The organism is Candidatus Leptofilum sp., from assembly GCF_965223525.1.
Classification (GTDB): domain Bacteria; phylum Chloroflexota; class Anaerolineae; order Promineifilales; family Promineifilaceae; genus Leptofilum.
The window spans coordinates 702,268-721,674 of sequence record NZ_OZ245005.1; the positions used below are offsets into that span (position 1 = coordinate 702,268).

General features: G+C 52.5%; 16 protein-coding genes. 14 read left to right on the forward strand and 2 right to left on the reverse strand.

From position 1 onward, the window contains the following. Positions 1-133 precede the first annotated feature (133 nt). Positions 134-3,619: a DUF7594 domain-containing protein gene (locus ACOQPM_RS20070; protein WP_420632037.1), complete on the forward strand. Its 3,486-nt coding sequence runs from the start codon at positions 134-136 to the stop codon at positions 3,617-3,619. An 89-nt stretch (positions 3,620-3,708) separates the two neighbouring features. Here the strand turns inward: ACOQPM_RS20070 and ACOQPM_RS20075 are convergent, their stop codons facing one another. Further along, a complete protein-coding gene (locus ACOQPM_RS20075) occupies positions 3,709-4,344 on the reverse strand; it encodes a hypothetical protein (RefSeq protein ID WP_420632038.1) in 636 nt (211 codons plus the stop codon). 141 nt (positions 4,345-4,485) lie between these two features. Between ACOQPM_RS20075 and ACOQPM_RS20080 the strand changes: the two genes are divergently transcribed. The 9 genes from ACOQPM_RS20080 (at position 4,486) to ACOQPM_RS20120 (ending at position 12,825) form a co-directional block, all read left to right on the forward strand. Next, a complete protein-coding gene (locus tag ACOQPM_RS20080) occupies positions 4,486-5,394 on the forward strand; it encodes a carbohydrate ABC transporter permease (RefSeq protein ID WP_420632039.1) in 909 nt (302 codons plus the stop codon). Then, complete coding sequence (locus ACOQPM_RS20085) at positions 5,384-6,184, forward strand: carbohydrate ABC transporter permease (protein ID WP_420632040.1); 801 nt, start codon at positions 5,384-5,386, stop codon at positions 6,182-6,184. Before ACOQPM_RS20080 ends, ACOQPM_RS20085 begins: the two co-directional genes overlap by 11 nt. Before the next feature lie 68 nt (positions 6,185-6,252). Continuing rightward, a complete protein-coding gene (locus ACOQPM_RS20090) occupies positions 6,253-6,606 on the forward strand; it encodes a hypothetical protein (RefSeq protein WP_420632041.1) in 354 nt (117 codons plus the stop codon). Between the two features lie 11 nt (positions 6,607-6,617). Further along, entirely contained in the window at positions 6,618-6,947 is a 330-nt protein-coding gene (locus tag ACOQPM_RS20095; protein ID WP_420632042.1) for a hypothetical protein, read from the forward strand. A gap of 49 nt (positions 6,948-6,996) precedes the next feature. After that, a complete protein-coding gene (locus ACOQPM_RS20100) occupies positions 6,997-7,968 on the forward strand; it encodes a metallophosphoesterase family protein (RefSeq protein ID WP_420632043.1) in 972 nt (323 codons plus the stop codon). 132 nt (positions 7,969-8,100) lie between these two features. Continuing rightward, positions 8,101-9,336 (forward strand): ABC transporter substrate-binding protein, encoded by a 1,236-nt coding sequence (locus tag ACOQPM_RS20105; protein WP_420632044.1) that lies wholly within the window; start codon positions 8,101-8,103, stop codon positions 9,334-9,336. 145 nt (positions 9,337-9,481) lie between these two features. After that, complete coding sequence (locus tag ACOQPM_RS20110; protein WP_420632045.1) at positions 9,482-10,417, forward strand: Stp1/IreP family PP2C-type Ser/Thr phosphatase; 936 nt, start codon at positions 9,482-9,484, stop codon at positions 10,415-10,417. Positions 10,418-10,632: 215 nt separating this feature from the next. Next, entirely contained in the window at positions 10,633-12,273 is a 1,641-nt protein-coding gene (locus ACOQPM_RS20115; RefSeq protein ID WP_420632046.1) for a ribonuclease J, read from the forward strand. A 6-nt stretch (positions 12,274-12,279) separates the two neighbouring features. Further along, a complete protein-coding gene (locus ACOQPM_RS20120) occupies positions 12,280-12,825 on the forward strand; it encodes a hypothetical protein (protein ID WP_420632047.1) in 546 nt (181 codons plus the stop codon). A 105-nt stretch (positions 12,826-12,930) separates the two neighbouring features. Here the strand turns inward: ACOQPM_RS20120 and ACOQPM_RS20125 are convergent, their stop codons facing one another. Beyond that, positions 12,931-13,491, reverse strand: coding sequence for a hypothetical protein (locus tag ACOQPM_RS20125; protein ID WP_420632048.1), 561 nt, complete (start codon positions 13,489-13,491; stop codon positions 12,931-12,933). 310 nt (positions 13,492-13,801) lie between these two features. Here ACOQPM_RS20125 and ACOQPM_RS20130 point away from each other — a divergent pair, with 310 nt between their 5' ends. From ACOQPM_RS20130 to ACOQPM_RS20145, 4 genes are all read left to right on the forward strand, one after another. Beyond that, positions 13,802-14,293, forward strand: coding sequence for a tetratricopeptide repeat protein (locus tag ACOQPM_RS20130; RefSeq protein WP_420632049.1), 492 nt, complete (start codon positions 13,802-13,804; stop codon positions 14,291-14,293). Positions 14,294-14,333: 40 nt separating this feature from the next. Then, positions 14,334-15,365 carry a zinc-binding dehydrogenase gene (locus ACOQPM_RS20135; protein ID WP_420632050.1) on the forward strand — a complete coding sequence of 344 codons (1,032 nt, stop codon included), beginning with the start codon at positions 14,334-14,336 and terminating at the stop codon, positions 15,363-15,365. Positions 15,366-15,481: 116 nt separating this feature from the next. Next, complete coding sequence (locus ACOQPM_RS20140; RefSeq protein WP_420632051.1) at positions 15,482-16,876, forward strand: alpha/beta hydrolase family protein; 1,395 nt, start codon at positions 15,482-15,484, stop codon at positions 16,874-16,876. A gap of 90 nt (positions 16,877-16,966) precedes the next feature. Continuing rightward, positions 16,967-19,363: an ATP-binding protein gene (locus ACOQPM_RS20145; RefSeq protein WP_420632052.1), complete on the forward strand. Its 2,397-nt coding sequence runs from the start codon at positions 16,967-16,969 to the stop codon at positions 19,361-19,363. Positions 19,364-19,407: the final 44 nt, after the last annotated feature.

Sequence of the window (19,407 nt, forward strand, 5' to 3'; positions counted from 1 at the left end):
TGCTCACTAAACTTACAATGCCCGAAAAATGACTTTTCCGCTGGAAGTAAGGAGGTGACCATAAATATCATTGGAAACCATAAACATCTAATCCTGAATCGCTCTATCTATCTTTGAAGGAAAACAAATCCACATGATTAAACAACTCACTCAACGCAACTCTTTTGCATTTTTCTCACTTTTGTTGCTTGCCGTTATTGTTGTTCTCTCCTCTGCCTCAATCGGATTTGCCGATGCAGAAGCTGAACAGGTAACGGCCGTTTCCGCCGTAGACACCTCCCATCTGTTAAACGATACTGAGCCCGGCATCTACCTCATTCGGTTCGAGGAAGCGCCATTGGCTCGCTATCGCGGTGGTGAAGGAAACCTGGCACCCACCAATCCCCAGGCGCGAGGAACCAACCGCTTAGACCCCAACGACCCGGCCAGCCGCGCCTACCGCCAATTCCTGGCCGAGCGGCGAGCAAACTACATGAACAACATGGCCCAGCGAATCGGCCGTGTTGTGAACCCAGTTTACGAATATGAGGCAGGCAATCACGGCGTCGCCGTTTTGCTCTCGCCTGAAGAAGCTATAGAAATCGCCAACATGCCCGGTGTTATCTCCGTACAGCGCGACGTTGAACGCGTCCTCATGACCGACAACGGCCCCGGCTGGATCAATGCACCCGATATTTGGAACGGCACTGCCACAGGTGGTCTGCCCGGTAATCAAGGTGAAGGCATCATCATCGGCATCATTGACACTGGCATCAACCCACTCAACCCATCCTTTGCCGACATTGGCGGCGATGGCTACGACCACACCAATCCCTTCGGCTCCGGCAACTACGTTGGCGTTTGTGATCCTGGTAACTCCAGCTTCGATCCCAGCTTCACCTGTAATGACAAGCTAATCGGTGCCTGGGGCTACTTTGGCGTCAATGGCGGCGACCCCACCGATTATGATGGACATGGCTCACACACTGCCAGCACCGCCGCTGGTAACGTTGTACTAGGTGCAACGGTGAATGCCCCTACCTTCTCATTTAACCGCGATATCTCTGGTGTAGCTCCCCATGCCAACATCATTGCTTACAGCGGTTGCTGTCTCGTTTCATCTCTGACAGCTTCTATTGACCAGGCAATTTTGGATGGTGTTGATGTCATCAACTACTCTATTGGTAGTGATGCCGCTTCCAATGTTTGGTCAGATTTTGATACCGTTGGTTTCTTAAATGCGCGCGCAGCGGGCATCTTCGTTGCCACATCGGCCGGTAACAACGGCCCAGGGGCAGAAACGGTTGGTTCTCCAGCTGATGCACCTTGGCTGACCTCCGTTGGTGCCAGCACTCATGACCGCCTGCTGCTAAACGTTTTGGGCAGCATGAGCGGCGGCAACACTACCCCGCCTGCTGACATTGGTGGCAAGAGCATCACCGGTGGCTACGGTCCAGCAACAATTGTGTACGCTGGCGATTTTGGCGATGCGCTCTGTGCGCCCGGTGCCTTCTCACCAGGGACGTTTAGCGGCCAAATTGTGGTGTGTGACCGTGGTGTACACGCCCGCGTAGACAAAGGCCAAAGCGTGCTAGATGGCGGCGCAGGCGGCTTCATCCTGGCCAATGATGAGCCAAACGGCAACTCTCTGAATGCAGATGCTCACGCTCTGCCTGCCGTTCACATCACCTATGCCGATGGCGTTGTCCTGAAAACGTGGCTGGCGACAGGCTCTGGCCACACAGGCACCATCGTTGGCACCGTAATGGATATCAACAGTAGCAACGCAGACATTATGGCTGGCTTTAGCTCTCGCGGCGCAAACCGAGCCATTGATATTTTGTCACCCAATGTAACAGCACCTGGCGTAGACATCATTGCCGCCTACGGCGTTGGTGGCGTCGTTGAATGGAACTCCATCAGCGGAACATCCATGTCTAGCCCGCACGTCGCTGGTGCTGGGGCTCTGATGATGGCATTACATCCAGATTGGACGCCTGCTGAAATTCAGTCGGCATTGATGACAACTGCTTTCACCTCTGTTTTGAAGGAAGATGGGGTCACGCCAGCCGATCCCTTTGATATGGGGTCTGGCCGCATTGACCTCTCAGTAGCTGGTTTAGCCGGTTTGGTTTTGGACGAAACAGAAGCCAATTACCTGGCTGCAAATCCGGCCACTGGCGGTGATCCAAAAGAGTTGAACCTACCCAGCATGGCGGACAGCGACTGCGCCAATAGCTGCTCCTGGACCCGCACGGTAAACAGTACGCTCAGCAGCTCTGTTACCTGGAATGCAACAGTTGAATCTCCTGCTGGTGTCACACTTACCGTTACGCCTAGCAGCTTCGTTTTGGCCCCAGGCGCAAGCCAAACCATTACCATTGACGCCATCGTCAGCAGTGATTCTGGCGGAGAATGGGTGTTTGGCGCGATTGCGCTCACCCCAAGCGGTGGCGAAGCCCCTGCGGCACGTATGCCAGTTGGCGTTATCACTTCTTTGGAAGTTCCAACTTTCAACCCAGAAGCTGATGCTTCTGTCTTCTCCAATCGTTCAACTGGGAACTTTGGCAGCAGTAGCCAGCTACGGCTTGATGCGGCTCCAACAGTCAACTCTTACCTGCGGTTCGATGTTCAAGGTTTGACCGGAACAGTGAACAGCGCAACGCTGCGCGTTTTTGTACAGACGACATCTACCGCTGGTTTCACGGTGCAGGAAGTAGCAGACAACAGCTGGTCTGAAACGGGCATCAACTTCAGCAATGCGCCCGCCATTGGCGCTGTTATCAATAGCTCCGGGGCAACCACGGCTGGCAGTTACATTGACATTGATGTGACTTCGTACATCACAGGCAATGGACTGTATAGCATGGCGTTGACGACAACGGACACGGCGTTAATTGTGGCTCAGAGCCGTGAAGGATTTAACCCGCCGGAATTGGTGGTAGAAACGACAGTTGGTGGTGGGCCGACCCCAACGCCAACAACTGTACCACCGACGGCTACGAACACGCCTGTGCCGCCGACACCAACGAATACACCTGTTGGCCCAACCCCGACGGCCACCAATACACCAGTTCCACCAACGGCGACGAACACGCCTGTACCGCCAACACCGACGAATACGGCCGCACCTCCCACACCCACCAATACACCGACCGCCACGGCAACTTCTGGCCCCGGTGGCAGCACGTTTACCTTTGACGCTGCTGAGGATGCCATTGTGCTAGGTAATCGGCCAACCAGCAACTACGGAACCGCCACAATTCTGGGGACAGACAATGCTCCCGATATCTTGAGCTTCCTCAAGTTTGATGTATCTGGTCTGGACGGATCGGTAGATTCAGCTACGCTGCGCGTGTTTGTTACCAGCGGCAATGCTGACTTTGATGTGGCGCAAGTTGCTGACAATAGCTGGGCGCAAACCAGCATTACGTACAATACCGCACCGACGGTTGGTGCAGTGATTAACGGGTCTGGCACTGTAGTTAGTGGTACTTGGATAGAAATTGACGTTACCGGCTACATCAGCGGCGACGGCACCTTTAGCATGGCACTGATTGACAATGTAGCGGGACGCAACTTGTACAGCAGCTTGGAAAGTGGCAATGGGCCTGAACTAGTGGTTGTAACTGGCCCCTAATCCGTCAATAGAAGTCAGTCATCAGTAGACGTTTTTCAAAAGAGGCTCCGAATGGTCGGAGCCTCTTTTTCGTTTAACTACAATCTTACTTAATCGTCTTGGCCGGGGTTGGGGTGTAAGGGATTGGGGTTGAGTGATGCGTTATCGAGAGGGGGTACCGGGTCATTGCAGTAGGTGAACACGCCGCCCTTACCACTGTGATAGTAATAATCTGTGCCCTCAGCCTGCAAAATCAGTTGTTGCCCGTCTACCAATGCTTGGGTATAAGCCACGCCCTCTTCTGGGCAGCCAATGCTGCCATCTCGCCAGGTGACTTCTAACAAGGAAACGAGTTCAATATCTTCAACGGCAACGCCTAAGCGCTGGCTTAAATCGTTCATGGCTTGCACAATAGGGTCTCTTACGCCAGGATTGCCAGGGGCTGGCTGGACGATTGGCGTGAGGTCAATGGGAACCGGGGTGACATCCCCCAAATTCACCGTCACCGGCTCCGAAACTTGTTTATCCTCCTCGGTTGGGGTCGGTTCCGGTTCAGCGATGGGTTCAGATTCGTTGTTGGGTTCTGCTTGGGGTGTGTCTGTATTCACTGGTTGCTCCTCGGGGATGCTTGTTGTGGGCGGCACGGCCGTTTCTTGCGGTTCTTCTGCGGTTGGAGTGATGGTTACGGCCGTACAGCCAATCAACAAAAACATTGCTGCGCTCAACAAGATATTTATCGTCTTCATTTACATTCTCCTGATTTGCTCGGAAATCATTTGCCACTATACCTTTACAACGTCCGCACAGGCAAAACAGTTCCCCACCAATACTGTATTCAAGCCACGGGTCTGTTCGCGCCAAAGCCCAACTTCGGTACAATACCCGCCATGCGAAAACCATTGTGGCGACCCCTCAGCTATCAACAACGCCTGCGCCTGCTGCTGCTGCCCTACCTGAGCGGGATCGTGCTGTTAGTGTTGCTGCCTGCGCTACTCTCCTTTGGTCTGGCCTTCTTTCGCTACGATGCGCTTTCCCCACCCAGTTGGATTGGCAATCTCAACTTTCTATTGGTCACCACCGACGAGCTGTTTTTGCTGAGTATCCAGAATTCACTGGCATTGGTGATTTTGCCCGTGCCGCTGCGGGTGCTGGGGGCGTTTTTGCTAGCGATTTTGTTGCGAAGGAACGGCCGTTTCCTCAGTTGGTTTCGCGCTTCTGTGTATCTTCCCAGCATCATTCCTACCGCTGCCTATGCGCTAGCCTGGCTGTGGATTTTGAACCCCATTTACGGCCCGATGAACCTGCTGCTGCAAGCAATTGGCCTGCCACAGCCAGGCTGGTTTGCCGACGGGCTGTGGGCCAAGCCGGGGCTTGTTTTGCTCTCGTTGTGGCAAATTGGCGAAGGTTTTCTAGTTTGCTTGGCCGCCCTGCAGGATATCCCCAGCTCAGTGGAAGATGCTGCGCTGGTGGATGGGGCCAATCGCCTCCAACGATTCTTCTACCTCACCCTGCCGCTCATGGCGCCTATCCTGCTGCTGCTCACCTTTCGGGACGCTATTTTGACGCTGCAGGAGTCGTTCACCACCATTTTTCTGACGACGGGCGGCGGGCCGTATTACGCTACTTACACGCTGCCCATGCTCATCTACGAACAAGGATTTGGCCTGCTGCTGTTTGGGGCCGCCAGCGCCGCTTTATGGGTGCTGTACGCCCTCACCGGGCTGATTGTGTTGGCACTGTACCTCATCGCCCGACAGTGGCAAATTGGCACAACGGAGGAGACATTTGTTCTTTAGACTGACTCGGCGTTTTTGGCTGCGGTTGGTGGTCGCAGCAATTTTTCTCCTGCCGCTTATCTGGCTGCTTACGGCGGCGTTGCACCCAGTGGGACGGCCGTTACCCACAAGCCTCACCTTTTCCCTCGACCTAACATTACAAAATTTTCGCCGCGTCTGGGAACTGGTACCCTTTGGTCGCTTCACCCTCAACTCGCTGCTGGTGGTACTTTTGGCCGTGCCGCTGACGCTGATCACTAGCAGTTGGGCAGGCTTTGGCATGGCACAACTGCCCAAGCCAAGCCAACGCCGCTGGATTGTCCTCTCGTTGGCGGTACTGATGGTACCGGGAGTAGCGCTCTGGGTCACGCGCTTTTTGCTTTACACGCGCCTGGGCTGGTACGATTCCATTTTGGCACTCATTGCCCCCGCCTTCATGGGCAGTAGTCCCTTTTTTGTGCTGATGTTTTACCGCGCGTTCCGCCGCATTCCCACCGCTATTTATGAAGCGGCGCGGCTGGAAGGCAGTGGCGTGCTGGCAAGCTGGTGGCAGATTGGTTTACCGTCGGCGCGACCAACGGCCGTTGGCGTGGCCATCCTCTCATTTGTGCTGTACTGGGGGGATTTTGTGTCGCCGCTGCTTTACTTGCGCTCAGAGAGCCGCTACACGCTGCCCATCGCTTTACAGCTTCTGCAGCAGCTTACTCTCTCAGATTGGCCGTTGTTGATGGCCGGGGCAGTGTTGGCAACGGCCGTACCTGTTGGGCTCTTTTTGCTGTTGCAGCCCTATTTTGCCCGATTAGGTCATTAGCTAATTCAGTGAAATACATTACAAATGGGATCAACGCACAATGTCGGCACATATTTTAGGATATTGAGATGGAACTTAATGCTAATCAAGTTGAAAACTTGTATTTATCAAGCCAAGAATTTTTGAAAATGGTTGAGAGTTTCCCTTTCAACGGTACTCCATCAGAATTTATGGCTAATGCTAGAAGCATAATTAGAGATAGGCATATCGCTAAAGTTACAGATCGAAGTGTACGAGTATGCTTTTTAGAAAATCTCCAAGTGATCTATTTTTATAATTTGGGCTTTGGAACAAAAATTCATAACGGTAAAGAAGTTTTCACAGCATCTTATGGGAGTATAGAAGTTGTCGCTGCACCATTAGATCGAATATCAAGATATATTTTGATTACAGATTCGAAAATTGGAAAAATTATATTATAGGTTGGTGGTCATTGTTACGTCAGGGACTTGAATCCTACGGATGGAAATTTTCGGCAGATACGGCCGTTCCTACCTCAAATGACTCACCTTTTACCCCCGAAGAACGTAAATATCGGAGCGAGTTGTTGAATATCCTGAAACAGCATTTTAATAATGAAGAAGATTTGAGGACATTGTATTTTGAACTTGGTTGGATGTATAGTCAGTTTGAATCTGGTGGTATAGATACTCAAGCGCGGGCTTTAGTCGAGAAATATTTTAGAGAAGGCCAACAAAATGAATTGGTTGATTTGATAGTCCAACACCGACCAAAAATCAAATTGCCAAAACCACCAGAATAAGAGAAAAATGGTATGGTTGGTAAGATACCAGCCGCACCGTGAAAGGAATATGATTTTTAAACACTGGCGTTGGTTGTTGGGAGCCTTATTGGGAACAGCCGCAACGGCCATCATCTTCATCATGTTCTGGCGTGAACCCAACCAGGTTTATCAGATTGACACTGTGCTGGCGGGGGATGCCGCCTGCGTGGGAACAACTACCTTTGCCGTCATTGGCGATTATGGCGATGCGGGCCAGCCGGAGGCAGATGTTGCTAATTTGATACATAGCTGGAATGTGGATTATGTACTAACCACCGGAGACAACAACTATCCCGACGGTGAAGCCAGCACCATTGATGAGAATATCGGCCAATATTACCAGCAACACATTGGCAATTACGGCGGCAGCTACGGTACCGGTTCTGTGGAGAACCGCTTCTTCCCCACACCGGGCAACCACGATTGGAACACAGGCACCCTGCAACCATATCTGGATTATTTCACCCTGCCTGGCAATGAGCGTTATTACGACATTGAACTCGGCCCTGTGCATCTTTTTGCCCTAGATAGTGACCCCCATGAGCCAGACGGCCGTACCGCCACCTCCATCCAAGCCACCTGGCTTCAAACCCAACTGAACGCCAGTGCCGCCCCCTGGAAACTGGTGACGCTGCACCATCCACCCTACTCATCTTCCAGCGTGCATGGTTCTATGCTCGATTTGCAGTGGCCGTTTGCAGCTTGGGGAGCAACGGCCGTACTCGCTGGGCATGACCACACCTATGAGCGCATCCACAAAGACGGCATTCTCTACTTTGTCAACGGGCTGGGCGGGCGCAGCATTTACAGCCTGGGCAGCCCAATAGCAGGCTCGGCCGTGCGCTACAATCTGGATTATGGCGCAATGCGGCTGGAAGCAAGCCTAACCTGCCTCACCTTTAGCTTTTACAGTCGCACGGGTAGCCTCATAGACAGTATCACGCTGTACAAGAACGACCATTTTAGCAACCATCTTTTTCTGCCTCTAACCGCCAAATAGGCAACAAAAGTGAGATTCAATCAATCTATGATCCAAAATAGTTTTCCTTTGAAAATATTGCGTGTTGCGTATTGCGTAAATTTTGCTCGTAATACGCAATACGTAATACATTATTTGCTATTTAGCAGTCTGATGCTTCTGTCGGTTAGCTGCTCACCCGCTCAGGAAAGCGTCAGCTTCATGGTGTTTGGCGATCCGGCCGAACGGCAGGCCTATCTCGATTTGGTAGCCGCCTTTGAAGACGCACATCTAGAGATCAACATTGAAGTGACGCACATCCCCTCGCCACGCGATTATCGTGACCGTCTGGCCACCGAATTTGCCGCCGGGTCACCGCCAGACGTGACCCTGATGAATTATCGCCGCTATGGTGCGTTTGTGGCCAACGGCTTGCTAGAACCCGTCGGTCCTTTTTTGGCCGAAAGCGATCTCATCCAGCCAGCAGATTTTTACCCAATTACCATTGACGCCTTTACCTGGAACGGTGAAATCACCTGCATTCCACAAAATATCTCCAGCTTGGTGGTGTACTACAATCAAGAGATGTTCGATGCGGCGAGCATCCCTTACCCGGCAGATGATTGGACGTGGGATGATTTTGTAAAAACGGCCGTTACACTCACCCAAGATTTTGATAACGACGGCATGATTGACCAGTACGGCCTCGGCGTTGAGCCCTCACTGTACCGGCTGGCTCCGTTTGTGTGGCAAAACGGTGGCCCCATTGCCAACAGCGACGAATTCCCCACCCGACTGACGATCACCCGGCCACCGTCGCAGGCGGCGCTGCAATGGTTTGTGGATTTGCGGCAGGTGCATGGCGTGGTGCCAAATCGCGTGGAAGAAGCAGCGCAGGAAAGCGAGAGCCGCTTCATTGGCGGCAGCACCGCTATGTTCCTGAACAGCCGCCGGGGAACGCCCACTTACCGTGAAATTGAAGATTTTGTTTGGGACGTGGCTCCCTTGCCTCGCAACCAGGAAGTGGCTGGCGTGCTGCACAGCGACGCCTACTGCCTCTCTAGCACCACAGAAAACAAGGATGCGGCCTGGATGTTTATCGAGTTTGCTAATTCGCTCACCGGACAAGCCATTATTGCGGGCAGCGGCCGTACCGTGCCATCCCTCATCGCCGTCGCAGAATCGGATGCGTTTTTGGATCCAAATCAGCTCCCTGCCCGCAGCCGGGTTTGGTTGAATACGGCCGTTACGCTACGCCTCGTTCCCATCATCAGTACCTGGGAAGAAATTGAAAGCACCGCCAGCGAAGAGATCGAACGCGCCTTCTACGGCGACATTTCGGTGGAAGAGGCCGCGTTTTTAATAGATAGTCGAACCGAAGAATATTTTCGCCTCGGCATTAGTCGTTAAGTTTTTTTTGCCACAGAGGACACAGAGATAAAAGAGAAAAATCTCATGTTCCTCTGTGCCCTCTGTGGCTATCAATCCTACGATTTGCCTCTGGAACCGAAGTCCTGCTTGATTCTTTTTGGTGTACTGGGTTATAGTCTGGAACATGAGCAATTTAGACCAAATTACGGCCGTTCTCCGCACAGACACGGGCCAAGTCCGTGACCACAACGAAGATTTTGTCTCCTATTGGCAACCCAGTAACGCAGAAGAAGAACAGAAGCACGGTTGGCTCTACATCGTCGCCGACGGTGTGGGTGGCGCAGATGCTGGTGAGGTTGCCAGCGAGATGACCTCGCAGCAAACCATCGAGCATTATTTGGCGCACGAAGATGAGCCAGATTGGGGAAAACGATTGCTCAACGCCATGCACGCAGCCAATTCTGAGCTGCGCCAATTTGTGCTAGAGCGGAACGATAACAGTCGCATGGCGACCACGATGGTAGCGGCCGTTCTGCAAGAAAACCATGCCTACATCTCCAACGTAGGGGACAGTCGGGGCTATTTGTGGCGAGACGGCCGTATCCAGCAAATTACCAAAGATCAGAGCCTGGTAGCCAAGCTGGTGGAAGAAGGAGCCATCACCGAAGAAGAAGCCCAGTTCCATCCCCGCCGCAACGTCATTCTCTACAGCCTCGGCTCCGAACGCTCCCCGCAAATTGATCTATTTGAGCAAGAACTGGAACCTGACGACATGCTGCTGCTTTGTTCCGATGGCCTCACCCGGCACGTACTCGATGAAGAAATCGCGCTAGTGATGGCTGAAAATGAGCCTGGCGAAGCCACAGATATCCTCATCCACCGCGCCAACGAGCGTGGCGGTGAGGACAATATTTCTGTGGCGATTATTCGGTATGCGGGCAGTACGGCCGTTGCGCCTCAAAAATCTGCACAGCCCAACAAAACATCCCTGGTGGTTGCCGCCGGCCAACCTGCCACTCAGCAAACCACAAGTCGCCCTGCCCTCTGGATATACACCCTCGCCCTGGGGCTCGTCCAAGCCTTGCTCATATTTCTGGTTTGGTTTCTACTCCGTGTATAATAACCTCGTTGTATTCGTAAGCACCAGAATTTGCCTCACGTTTACGCATTCTAAGCTAGCCACAACTGGTTTTTACAATGTGAACGGCCGTTTCGGAACAAAGATTCGGGAATGATTGCCGATTTGCCAAAAAAATTTGCAAGCGCAGAGCGTTTGATATTTCCAAGTTAACATCATCGAGGAGAAAGAGACTCCTCGTTACATTCGGAGGTTTTATGAGCGACAAAATTCGCATCACCCCCCTGGGCGGATGCGGGGAAATTGGCAAAAACATGACTGCCGTTGAATACGAAGATGAAATTGTCATCATTGATGCCGGCATCATGTTCCCCCAAAACGATATGCTGGGGGTAGATGCCATTATTCCAGATTACCAATATTTAATGGACAAGCTAGACAACATCGCCGCTGTCCTCATCACCCACGGTCATGAAGACCACGTAGGCGCACTGCCCCACGTCATGCGCCACATTGATGCCCCCATTTACGCCACCCCGCTCACCATTGGCCTGATTGATGTCAAAATGCGGCGGTCGGGCTTGAAAAAAAACATAGAGCTTATCACCTTTGAAGCCGGAGATATATTTCAAGTCGGTCAACATTTCACCATCGAGCCGTTCCACGTAGCCCACAGCATCCCCGATTGTGTCGGCTTTGGCATTACCACCCCCGCTGGGCTCATCGTACACACGGGCGACTACAAGTTTGACCACACCCCCGCCGACGGCTGGCCCCCAGATTTTGCCAAGCTAGCCGAATTTTCGCAGCGAGGTGTGCTGTGCCTGCTGGCAGACAGCACCAACGCAGACCGCCCCGGCTGGACCAAATCTGAAAAAGAAATCGAGGTTGCCTTCGACAAAATGTTCCACGACGCACCGGGACGCATCATCGTCGCCAGCTTTGCCTCGCTTATTTCCCGCATTCAGTTGGTAGCCGATACCGCCAAAAAATATGAGCGTTATCTGGCTATCACCGGGCGGTCCATGCGAGATAACACCAAAATGGCCATGGAGCTTGGCTACCTAAACATTGATGAAGCCACCCTCATTGATATTGGCGACATCTCCTCCTTGCGTCCCCAGCGCGTGGTCATTATGGCTACCGGGTCGCAGGGCGAGCCAGGCGCAGTGATGGGGCGGCTGGCGCGGGGCAACCACAACCGCCTTCAAATTGAAGAAGGGGACACCGTCGTACTGTCTGCCCACACTATCCCCGGCAACGAGGAGCCTGTACACCGCACGATTAACCAGCTATTTCGGCGCGGAGCCAATGTGCTATACGAAAATATTGCCGATGTGCATGTCTCTGGCCACGCCAGCCAAGAAGAGATGAAGCTATTGATCAACTTGGTACGCCCCCAATTTTTAGTGCCGATACATGGCGAACTGCGCCACCTAAAACAACACGGTGTTATGGCGCAAGAGTTGGGCATTCCCGCCGAAGATATTGCCGTCATCGAAAATGGGACACCGATTGAAATTACGCCTGATTCGTTGGATGTACTGCCCCGAATGCGTGGTGGTTACATCTTTGTGGACGGCGACAGCGTTGGCGAAATTGATTGGCCCGTGCTGCGCGATCGTGACAAATTGGCTCAGAGCGGCCTCTTCTTCGCCGTTGTGGGTTTGGATGATGCGGGCAAAATGGTAGGACTGCCCGACATCATCTCGCGCGGATTCATTGACCGACGGGATGCAAATGGACTTATTGATGACGCAAAAGAGACCATTGAGCGTACCGTGAAACAGTTTGATGGACGCGGAAAAAATCTAAACAAGAAGATCGAAGAAGCACTTAGTCGCTTTTTGTATGCCGAAACAGGTCGCCGACCTATCGTAGAAGTGATCATCAAGTAATCACAAATGTCCAATTCAACGAATATCCCTAAACTTAATGAGGCGTTTTCATTTAACGCAGATGCCTTAGCCAAAAATCGATCTGGCATTTTGACAGGTGTACAGGTTAAAAGAGTGCAAAAATATCAGCAGGCACGAGGCTGTGGGCAGCGGGCGGCAGCGATTGCGTTTGGCCTAACGGCCGTTGCATTTTTGGCAGCAGCCCTGTTTTTAGACGCGTCGGGAATTGAAAATGCACGGCCGTTTTTAGTAGGATTTGCCGGGGGTTTCGGCGGTCTCTTTTTGCTGGCGCTGGCAAGAGATTACTTGTCAGGGCGCGATTTGGCTCAAGGCAAGATTAGCGTCATGGAAGGCAAGGTTCAGACCTGGTCGAAGGAAGTAAAAACGCCAGACCGTCGTTTAGGAACAGCCTTCTTCTTCAAAATTGGACGTAAAACTTACCAACTGGAAACCGCGCAGCAGATGGCAACATTGCAACAAAATCAAACGTACCGCTTTTATTTTGTGAAAAACGGCCGTGTCCCCATCATTTTGTCCGTCGAGGAAATTTAGTATTGCGCTCCGAAAGTCCGCATTAGATTTTTGACCAAGGCGCAATACTTAAACAGTCCGGCACACTCGACATAATAACGTCATGGGGACTTCTCCCGGACTGAACTAGTAGGTCGCTATTTCCTCAAGCAGACCAAAATCAAACTGGCTCATGGTAGGCGGCACCTGCCACCAGGGGACTCTAGCTGCGCTTAACGGCCGTTTCAACTCAGACGGTCGTTTTATTTTTACTGGTTCCGCAACGCTGCCATCGGGCAGCAAGATGGCGTGGATGGGTGTGCCTTCAGCTAGCGGCATCTGGCGGTTTGGGTACGCCAAGCAAGGCAGCTTGGCATACAGCTCCAGCTCACGCACAAAGTATTGAGCTTCAGTGCCTTGCTGGTCAAAGCCAAAAATCTCGGCACGGGGGAATTGGTTGCCATTTTCTTTGATCCATTGGTAAACGGCCGTTCCCCGCACCTCGCCCCCCCAATCGTCAATTAAAAAGCTCGGGAACAGGGGGGCTTCTGTGCCCATAAGCACGAAGGCAAAGCGCAGATAGAGCAAATTGGCGGCGTCCCGATCTGGTTTGGGATTGGTGAGCAGCAGAGCAGTACGGCCGTTCCGCTTCGCCTCATTCTCCCACAGCAACCGACCACTCACCCGCTTTGCTACTGCTCTTGTCATAAAACCCTCTCGTTCAGTATACGTTTTTTGAATTAGACACTGATTTACACAGATTCAGACTGATTTTCTCTCCCATCTGTGTCGAGCACCGTTCATTCCTCGGCGTTACTCAGGACAGGTCTGTGTCTTCTTAATAAATCAACTGCGAACATACCAAAACGGCCGTAAACCGACAAGATTCAGGTTGCCAGTTTACCCACCCTTGTTATCATTCAAACATAATCAACAACTGACAACCAACCTCCCGCAGGTTCTATCCGCAACCAGTGCTTGAGAACAAACCTGAGGGAGGTTCTACAGGAGAAGAACCGTGATTGAAGAAACCATCGCCCGCGCCAAAGAGCTGCGCCGCGACGACGAACTGGAAGCATCTCAAGAACTGCTGCTTGAACTGCTCGCCGAGCATCCCAGCGACCCGCTGGTGCTTTACGAAGTTGGTGGCTCTTACGACGTCATGGGGGAAGAAAAAGATGCCATTCCCTACTACCAAAAAGCAATTAAGCAAGGGCTAGACGGCGACGATTTGCAGGAATGCTTTGTTTGCCTGGGCAGCAGCCACCGCAACGTGGGTAACTTTGACGAAGCTGTGGAAATGCTAGAAAAAGCCGTCACCCAATTCCCAGACAACAACAGCGGCAACGTTTTTCTGGCCTTAGCTTACTACAGCGACGGCCGTGAGGATGAAGCCGTTAGCCTACTGCTCGATCTGCTGCTAAAAACCACCAACGACCAGAACATCCTCGATTATGCCGACCCGCTCGATTACTACAAAGACAATCTCGACGAAGTCTGGGACGATTAGAAAACCACAATTAAAACCGACGCTCAAACAGGATTTTGCTATGAAAGCCATTATATTTTATGAACATGGATTGCTGGAAAATATACAGTTCACCGACGTGCCAAAACCAGAAATTGGCCCAAACGACGTTTTAATCGCCGTCAAAGCGGCCGCACTCAATCGGCTCGATTTGTGGGTACTGGCAGGCTGGCCTGGCCTAAACCTGAAGCTGCCCCACGTTATGGGCAGCGATGGCGCGGGCGTAGTGGCGCAAGTTGGCAGCCAGGTCACCGAGTTCAGCACAGGAGATCACGTAGCGATCAACCCTACCCTGGGCAGCAACTCCGACTATTTTGGGCGGCGCGGCCTGGACAACATGAGCGACAATTTTGCCATTTTAGGGGAACATGCGGATGGCTTTTTTGCGGAATATGCGGCCGTTCCCGCCCGCAACCTGCTCAAAATGCCCGACAAGGCCAAATTTGAAGACGCCGCTGCTGCCTCGTTGGTTTATGTAACAGCGTGGCATTCGCTCATCACCCGTGGGGGGTTGCAGGCCGGTGAATCGGTGCTGATTGTAGGGGCGGGCGGCGGCGTGAACACGGCGGCCATCCAGGTTGCCAAGCTAGCCGGGGCAGGTCGCATCTACGTCGTTGGCTCCACAGATAAAAAGCTGACCATGGCGGAATCGCTGGGAGCAGATGTGCTGATTAACCGCAACAAGGAAGATTGGGGCAAGGCGGTGTTCAAAGCCACCAGTCGGCGCGGGGTAGACATTGTGGTAGACAACGTAGGTGCCGCTACCTACCACAAATCGCTGCGTGCGCTCAAAAAAGGGGGGCGGCTGCTCACCGTCGGCAACACCAGCGGCCCCAAGTTCGAGATTGATAACCGTCTCATTTTTGGCAAGCATCTCAGCATCATTGGCAGCACTATGGGCAGTTCAGCAGATTACGAAACGGTGATGAATTTAATTTTCAACGGCCGTCTCCAACCCGTTATTGATACTGTTTACCCACTCAGCGAAGGGATCACCGCCCTGCAGCGGCTAGATGCAGGGGATGTAGCGGGCAAGCTGGTGCTGCGAATTTAATTTTTTGTTACACAGAGTTACACGGAGAAAGCACAGAGCTTCACAGAGAAATTCTCTGTGGCACTCTGAGCGCCCTCTGTGAAGCTCTGTGTTCCTTATTGTAAAATTTCCCAAATATGCGACTCTTTGAAATTCTGATCCTCATTGTCTTGCTGCTGACCTTGCTGTGGCTTTTGTTTAGCCGCAAACGGCCGCATTGGCTGCTTGTTCCACCAGGATTAGCTGTCCTATTTGCCGCGCTGCACCTCGCTTTTGAGGGGTATCGTTGGCAGATGGTTCCGGCGTATGGCTTAACGGCCGTTTGCTTCCTGCTAGCCTTGCGCTGGCGCGATGTTCATTTCCAACCGCCGCGCTTGGCGTGGTTAGGTGCTTTATTGGGCGTGCTGGTATGGTTGGTGGCGGTGACTCTACCAGTAGCCATGCCTGTCCCCAAACTGCCTGACCCTACCGGCCCATACGCCATTGGCACCTTTACCACCTTTTTGGTAGATGAAAGCCGGCTGGAAAATTACACTGAAGACCCTAACGACAACCGGGAGCTGGTGGTGCAAGTTTGGTACCCTGCTGCTAATCGTGCAGGTGAAAAAGCAAACTACTTGCCAGACCTGGGCATTGCGGGCCCAGTGATTGCCGAGCAGTTTGGCCTACCCGCTTTTCTGGTGAGCCATGTGAACCTGACCGAGTTAGATATTTGGCTCGATGTGCCTGTGGCCAACGAAGGCGCACCGTTCCCGGTCATCATCTTTTCGCATGGGCTAACGGGCATTCGGATGCAAAACACCACGATGGTGCGTGAATTGGTGAGTCACGGGTACGTGGTGGCAGCGATAGAACATAGCTACGCCAACGCCATCACTATTTTCCCGGACGGCCGTGTTTTCTTCTATGATCCGGCACGCATTTTCCCTAGCGGCTCGTCGAATCCGGTAGAGGGCAACCCGCTGGTACGCACCTGGGCCAACGATATTGGCTTTTTGCTGGATACAATGACGGCGTGGAACGGTGAGGCTGGGCATCTGCTGAACGGCCGTCTTAATCTAAACCAGGCCGGTGTGTTTGGGCATTCCACTGGCGGCGGCGCGACGATGCAGTTTTGCCTGCAAGATGCCCGTTGCCGAGCCGGTGTGGGGCTAGATAGCTGGCTGCTACCCGTTGGCGAGACTGTTTTGGCACAAGGGCCCAGCCAGCCGTTCATGTTCATCAGCACACCGCGCTGGCTGGGGCCAGACAACCAGGCACGTGGACGGGCCATCTTCAACAACCTCACCGCCAATGGCTACAACCTGATTTTGGCAGAGACGCAGCATTACGATTTCACCGATCTGGCGCTGCTCTCACCGCTCACGCCGCAGCTTGAGCTTTCTGGCAACATCAATAGTGCCTACAGTCTAACCATCCAAAACGAATATCTTCTTGCATTTTTTGACCAATATTTACGGGAACGGCCGTCTAACCTCCTCAACCAACCGCCCCCCTACCCGGAATTAACCATCGAGCGCAATCTCAAATAGGTGATTTTCGTGAAGGGTGAGGGAATTTTGCCGAATCGCCGCTAAAAGCGGCTAACGATTGGCGTCATTTTTGTTTATAATGGGATTGGCATGTCTGAAGCAACCCTTACCCTACTAATTCAGCTCTTCTTCTGGGGGCTAACCCTGTTGGCGTTGGCCGCCTTAGCGCGTTTTCGTACACGGGTGCGCCTGGATATTGCTTTGGTCATGCTCTCCATCTCCCTGGCCCTCACCCCCCCAAACTGGTACCAAAATTTAGCTCCGTTTGGCCAAACGCTATCCACGTTGGCTGTGGTGGCACATCCCTTTTTACTGCTGCGCCTCGTACAACATTTTCGGCAGATACAACCGATCATCCTTCGTCTGGCGCTGGTGGGCATGGTTGTTTCTGGCATCATTTTGCTGCTTTCCACAGGCACCAACGCCTTCTTGCTGCTGGTGCTGGCCTACTTCATTGGCGTAGAAGGTTTCTCTGTGGTCGCTTTTTTTCAGGCAGCTCGCGCCAACAGTGGGGTTTCCCGCTGGCGGCTAAATTTGGTGGCTCTGGGTATTCTGACCTTGCTGCTGGCAATTGTCACATTTTTGCCATTCCGTCAAGTTTTTGTTGATAACGCCACTTTCGGCCTCATCCCCGTCACCTTGACACTCATTGCTGGTGGCGCCTTTTATTTAGGGTTTGCCCCACCCCGCTGGCTGCGAAAATATTGGCAGCTCGCTGAATTGAATCAATTTTTGCATAACGTGCCTGCCCAATTTGCCGATATGGAGCTAGAGCAGGTGGTGAAATATCTGTGTGTAGCCGCACATCGCAGTGTAGATAGCATAACGGCCGTTGCCGCCATGCTCGATTCAGAAAGCGAACAGCTTCTCATTACCCCACCGATAAATTTCTCTGAATTAGCAAACGTACAAATCCCGGCCGGTGCCAATCGTTTGGGGCAAATGTGGTTACAGCGTGGCCCATTTTTTGCAACGACGCCTGGAGATCTGGGGCAAATAGGCCTGGAGTTAACTCATGTTGTAGGTGCCAAGGGAATGCTTACTGTCCCTATCGCCACGCCATTGCATACCTACGGTGTGCTCATTGTTTTGTGCCGCCAAATACCGCTTTTTGTTGATGATGATTTGGATTTACTCTCGCTGCTTACGGTGCAAACGGCCCGCACGTTAAGCTACAGCCATCTGCTAAAAAGCGAGCGCAAAGCCCGTAATCAGGCCGAAACATTGGCCCAAATTGCGGCCCAACTCAGCGCCACTATCGAGCTAGAGCAAACAGTGGCTGTGGTGTGCCAAGAAACGGTAGACACTTTAGATTGTTCGTTTACGGCCGTATTCACCCTCGATGAAGCCAATCCGCAAGCCTGCCAATTTTGGCATGGCGCTGGGCAAATTGAGCCGATTAAACAACTGTCATCTATTATGCCACCAGCCTACAAACACAAATTCTCCTCGCAGGTCCAGCCGCTGCTGCTAAATACAATCCAAGCAAGCCCAGATTGGCCTGCTGCTGCCCAGCTACAGGCCGCTCAGGTACATTCGTTAGCTTACGCGCCACTGGCCTATCAGGAAGCGCTTGTTGGTTTGCTGGTTATTGGGGCAATTGGCGAGGCAGAGCCAATTTCTGAGGATGATTTGGTGCAGCTACAAGCAATTGCAAACCAGGCGGCGATGGCAATTCAGAACGGCCGTCTTTACCGTGAAGTGCAGCTATCTAACGATGCGCTGGAACTCCGTGTGGCGCAACGCACGGCCGCTTTGCAAGCCCGCAATGAAGAACTGGATGCCTTTGCCCACACCGTTGCCCATGACCTAAAAATGCCGATCAGCCATGTGGTTGGGCTGGCAGAAACCGTCTCCAACAAATTTGAAGATTTGCCGCCAACAGATCGGCAACGGTATTTGGAAATTATCCAGCAAAGCGGCCACAAGATGGCCAGCATCATTGATGCGCTGCTCTTGCTGGCAGGCGTGCGCGAAATGGAAGTGCCCATTGCCCCGCTGGATATGTCGCTGATTGTAGACGAAGCGCGACAGCGGCTGGCCCACCTGAATCGGCAATATGGCGTTCACATAACATTGCCAGAAAAATGGCCCGTGGCGTTAGGGTACGCACCCTGGATTGAAGAAATTTGGGTGAATTATTTGAGCAATGGCATTAAATACGGGGGGCGTCCACCTAAATTGATGCTAGGCGCAACGGCCGTTGACCATGACATGGTCAAATTCTGGATTAAGGATAACGGCATTGGCATCACCCCGGAAGCACGCGAGAAGTTGTTTGTTCCCTTCACCCAGCTAAACCTACGCAACGACAGCGGCTACGGGCTGGGGCTTTCCATTGTGCAGCGCATTGTAAAGCGGCTTGGTGGCCAAGTTGGCGCAGAAACCTCCCCTGGCGAAGGGGGGATGTTTTGGTTCACCTTGCCGGCTGCCACAGAAGAGGCTCTAAGCCAGCCGAATCTCTCCACCACACGCATTTTGCATTAGCACCAGTAATAATCAGTAATCGGTGTTCCGTTATCAGTGGAACT

Coding starts and splice junctions, on each gene's coding strand:
- ACOQPM_RS20070 (WP_420632037.1), top strand. CDS start 134: ATGATTAAACAACTCACTCAACGCAACTCTTTTGCATTTTTCTCACTT.
- ACOQPM_RS20075 (WP_420632038.1), bottom strand. CDS start 4,344: ATGAAGACGATAAATATCTTGTTGAGCGCAGCAATGTTTTTGTTGATT.
- ACOQPM_RS20080 (WP_420632039.1), top strand. CDS start 4,486: ATGCGAAAACCATTGTGGCGACCCCTCAGCTATCAACAACGCCTGCGC.
- ACOQPM_RS20090 (WP_420632041.1), top strand. CDS start 6,253: ATGGAACTTAATGCTAATCAAGTTGAAAACTTGTATTTATCAAGCCAA.
- ACOQPM_RS20100 (WP_420632043.1), top strand. CDS start 6,997: ATGATTTTTAAACACTGGCGTTGGTTGTTGGGAGCCTTATTGGGAACA.
- ACOQPM_RS20105 (WP_420632044.1), top strand. CDS start 8,101: ATGCTTCTGTCGGTTAGCTGCTCACCCGCTCAGGAAAGCGTCAGCTTC.
- ACOQPM_RS20110 (WP_420632045.1), top strand. CDS start 9,482: ATGAGCAATTTAGACCAAATTACGGCCGTTCTCCGCACAGACACGGGC.
- ACOQPM_RS20115 (WP_420632046.1), top strand. CDS start 10,633: ATGAGCGACAAAATTCGCATCACCCCCCTGGGCGGATGCGGGGAAATT.
- ACOQPM_RS20120 (WP_420632047.1), top strand. CDS start 12,280: ATGTCCAATTCAACGAATATCCCTAAACTTAATGAGGCGTTTTCATTT.
- ACOQPM_RS20125 (WP_420632048.1), bottom strand. CDS start 13,491: ATGACAAGAGCAGTAGCAAAGCGGGTGAGTGGTCGGTTGCTGTGGGAG.
- ACOQPM_RS20135 (WP_420632050.1), top strand. CDS start 14,334: ATGAAAGCCATTATATTTTATGAACATGGATTGCTGGAAAATATACAG.
- ACOQPM_RS20140 (WP_420632051.1), top strand. CDS start 15,482: ATGCGACTCTTTGAAATTCTGATCCTCATTGTCTTGCTGCTGACCTTG.
- ACOQPM_RS20145 (WP_420632052.1), top strand. CDS start 16,967: ATGTCTGAAGCAACCCTTACCCTACTAATTCAGCTCTTCTTCTGGGGG.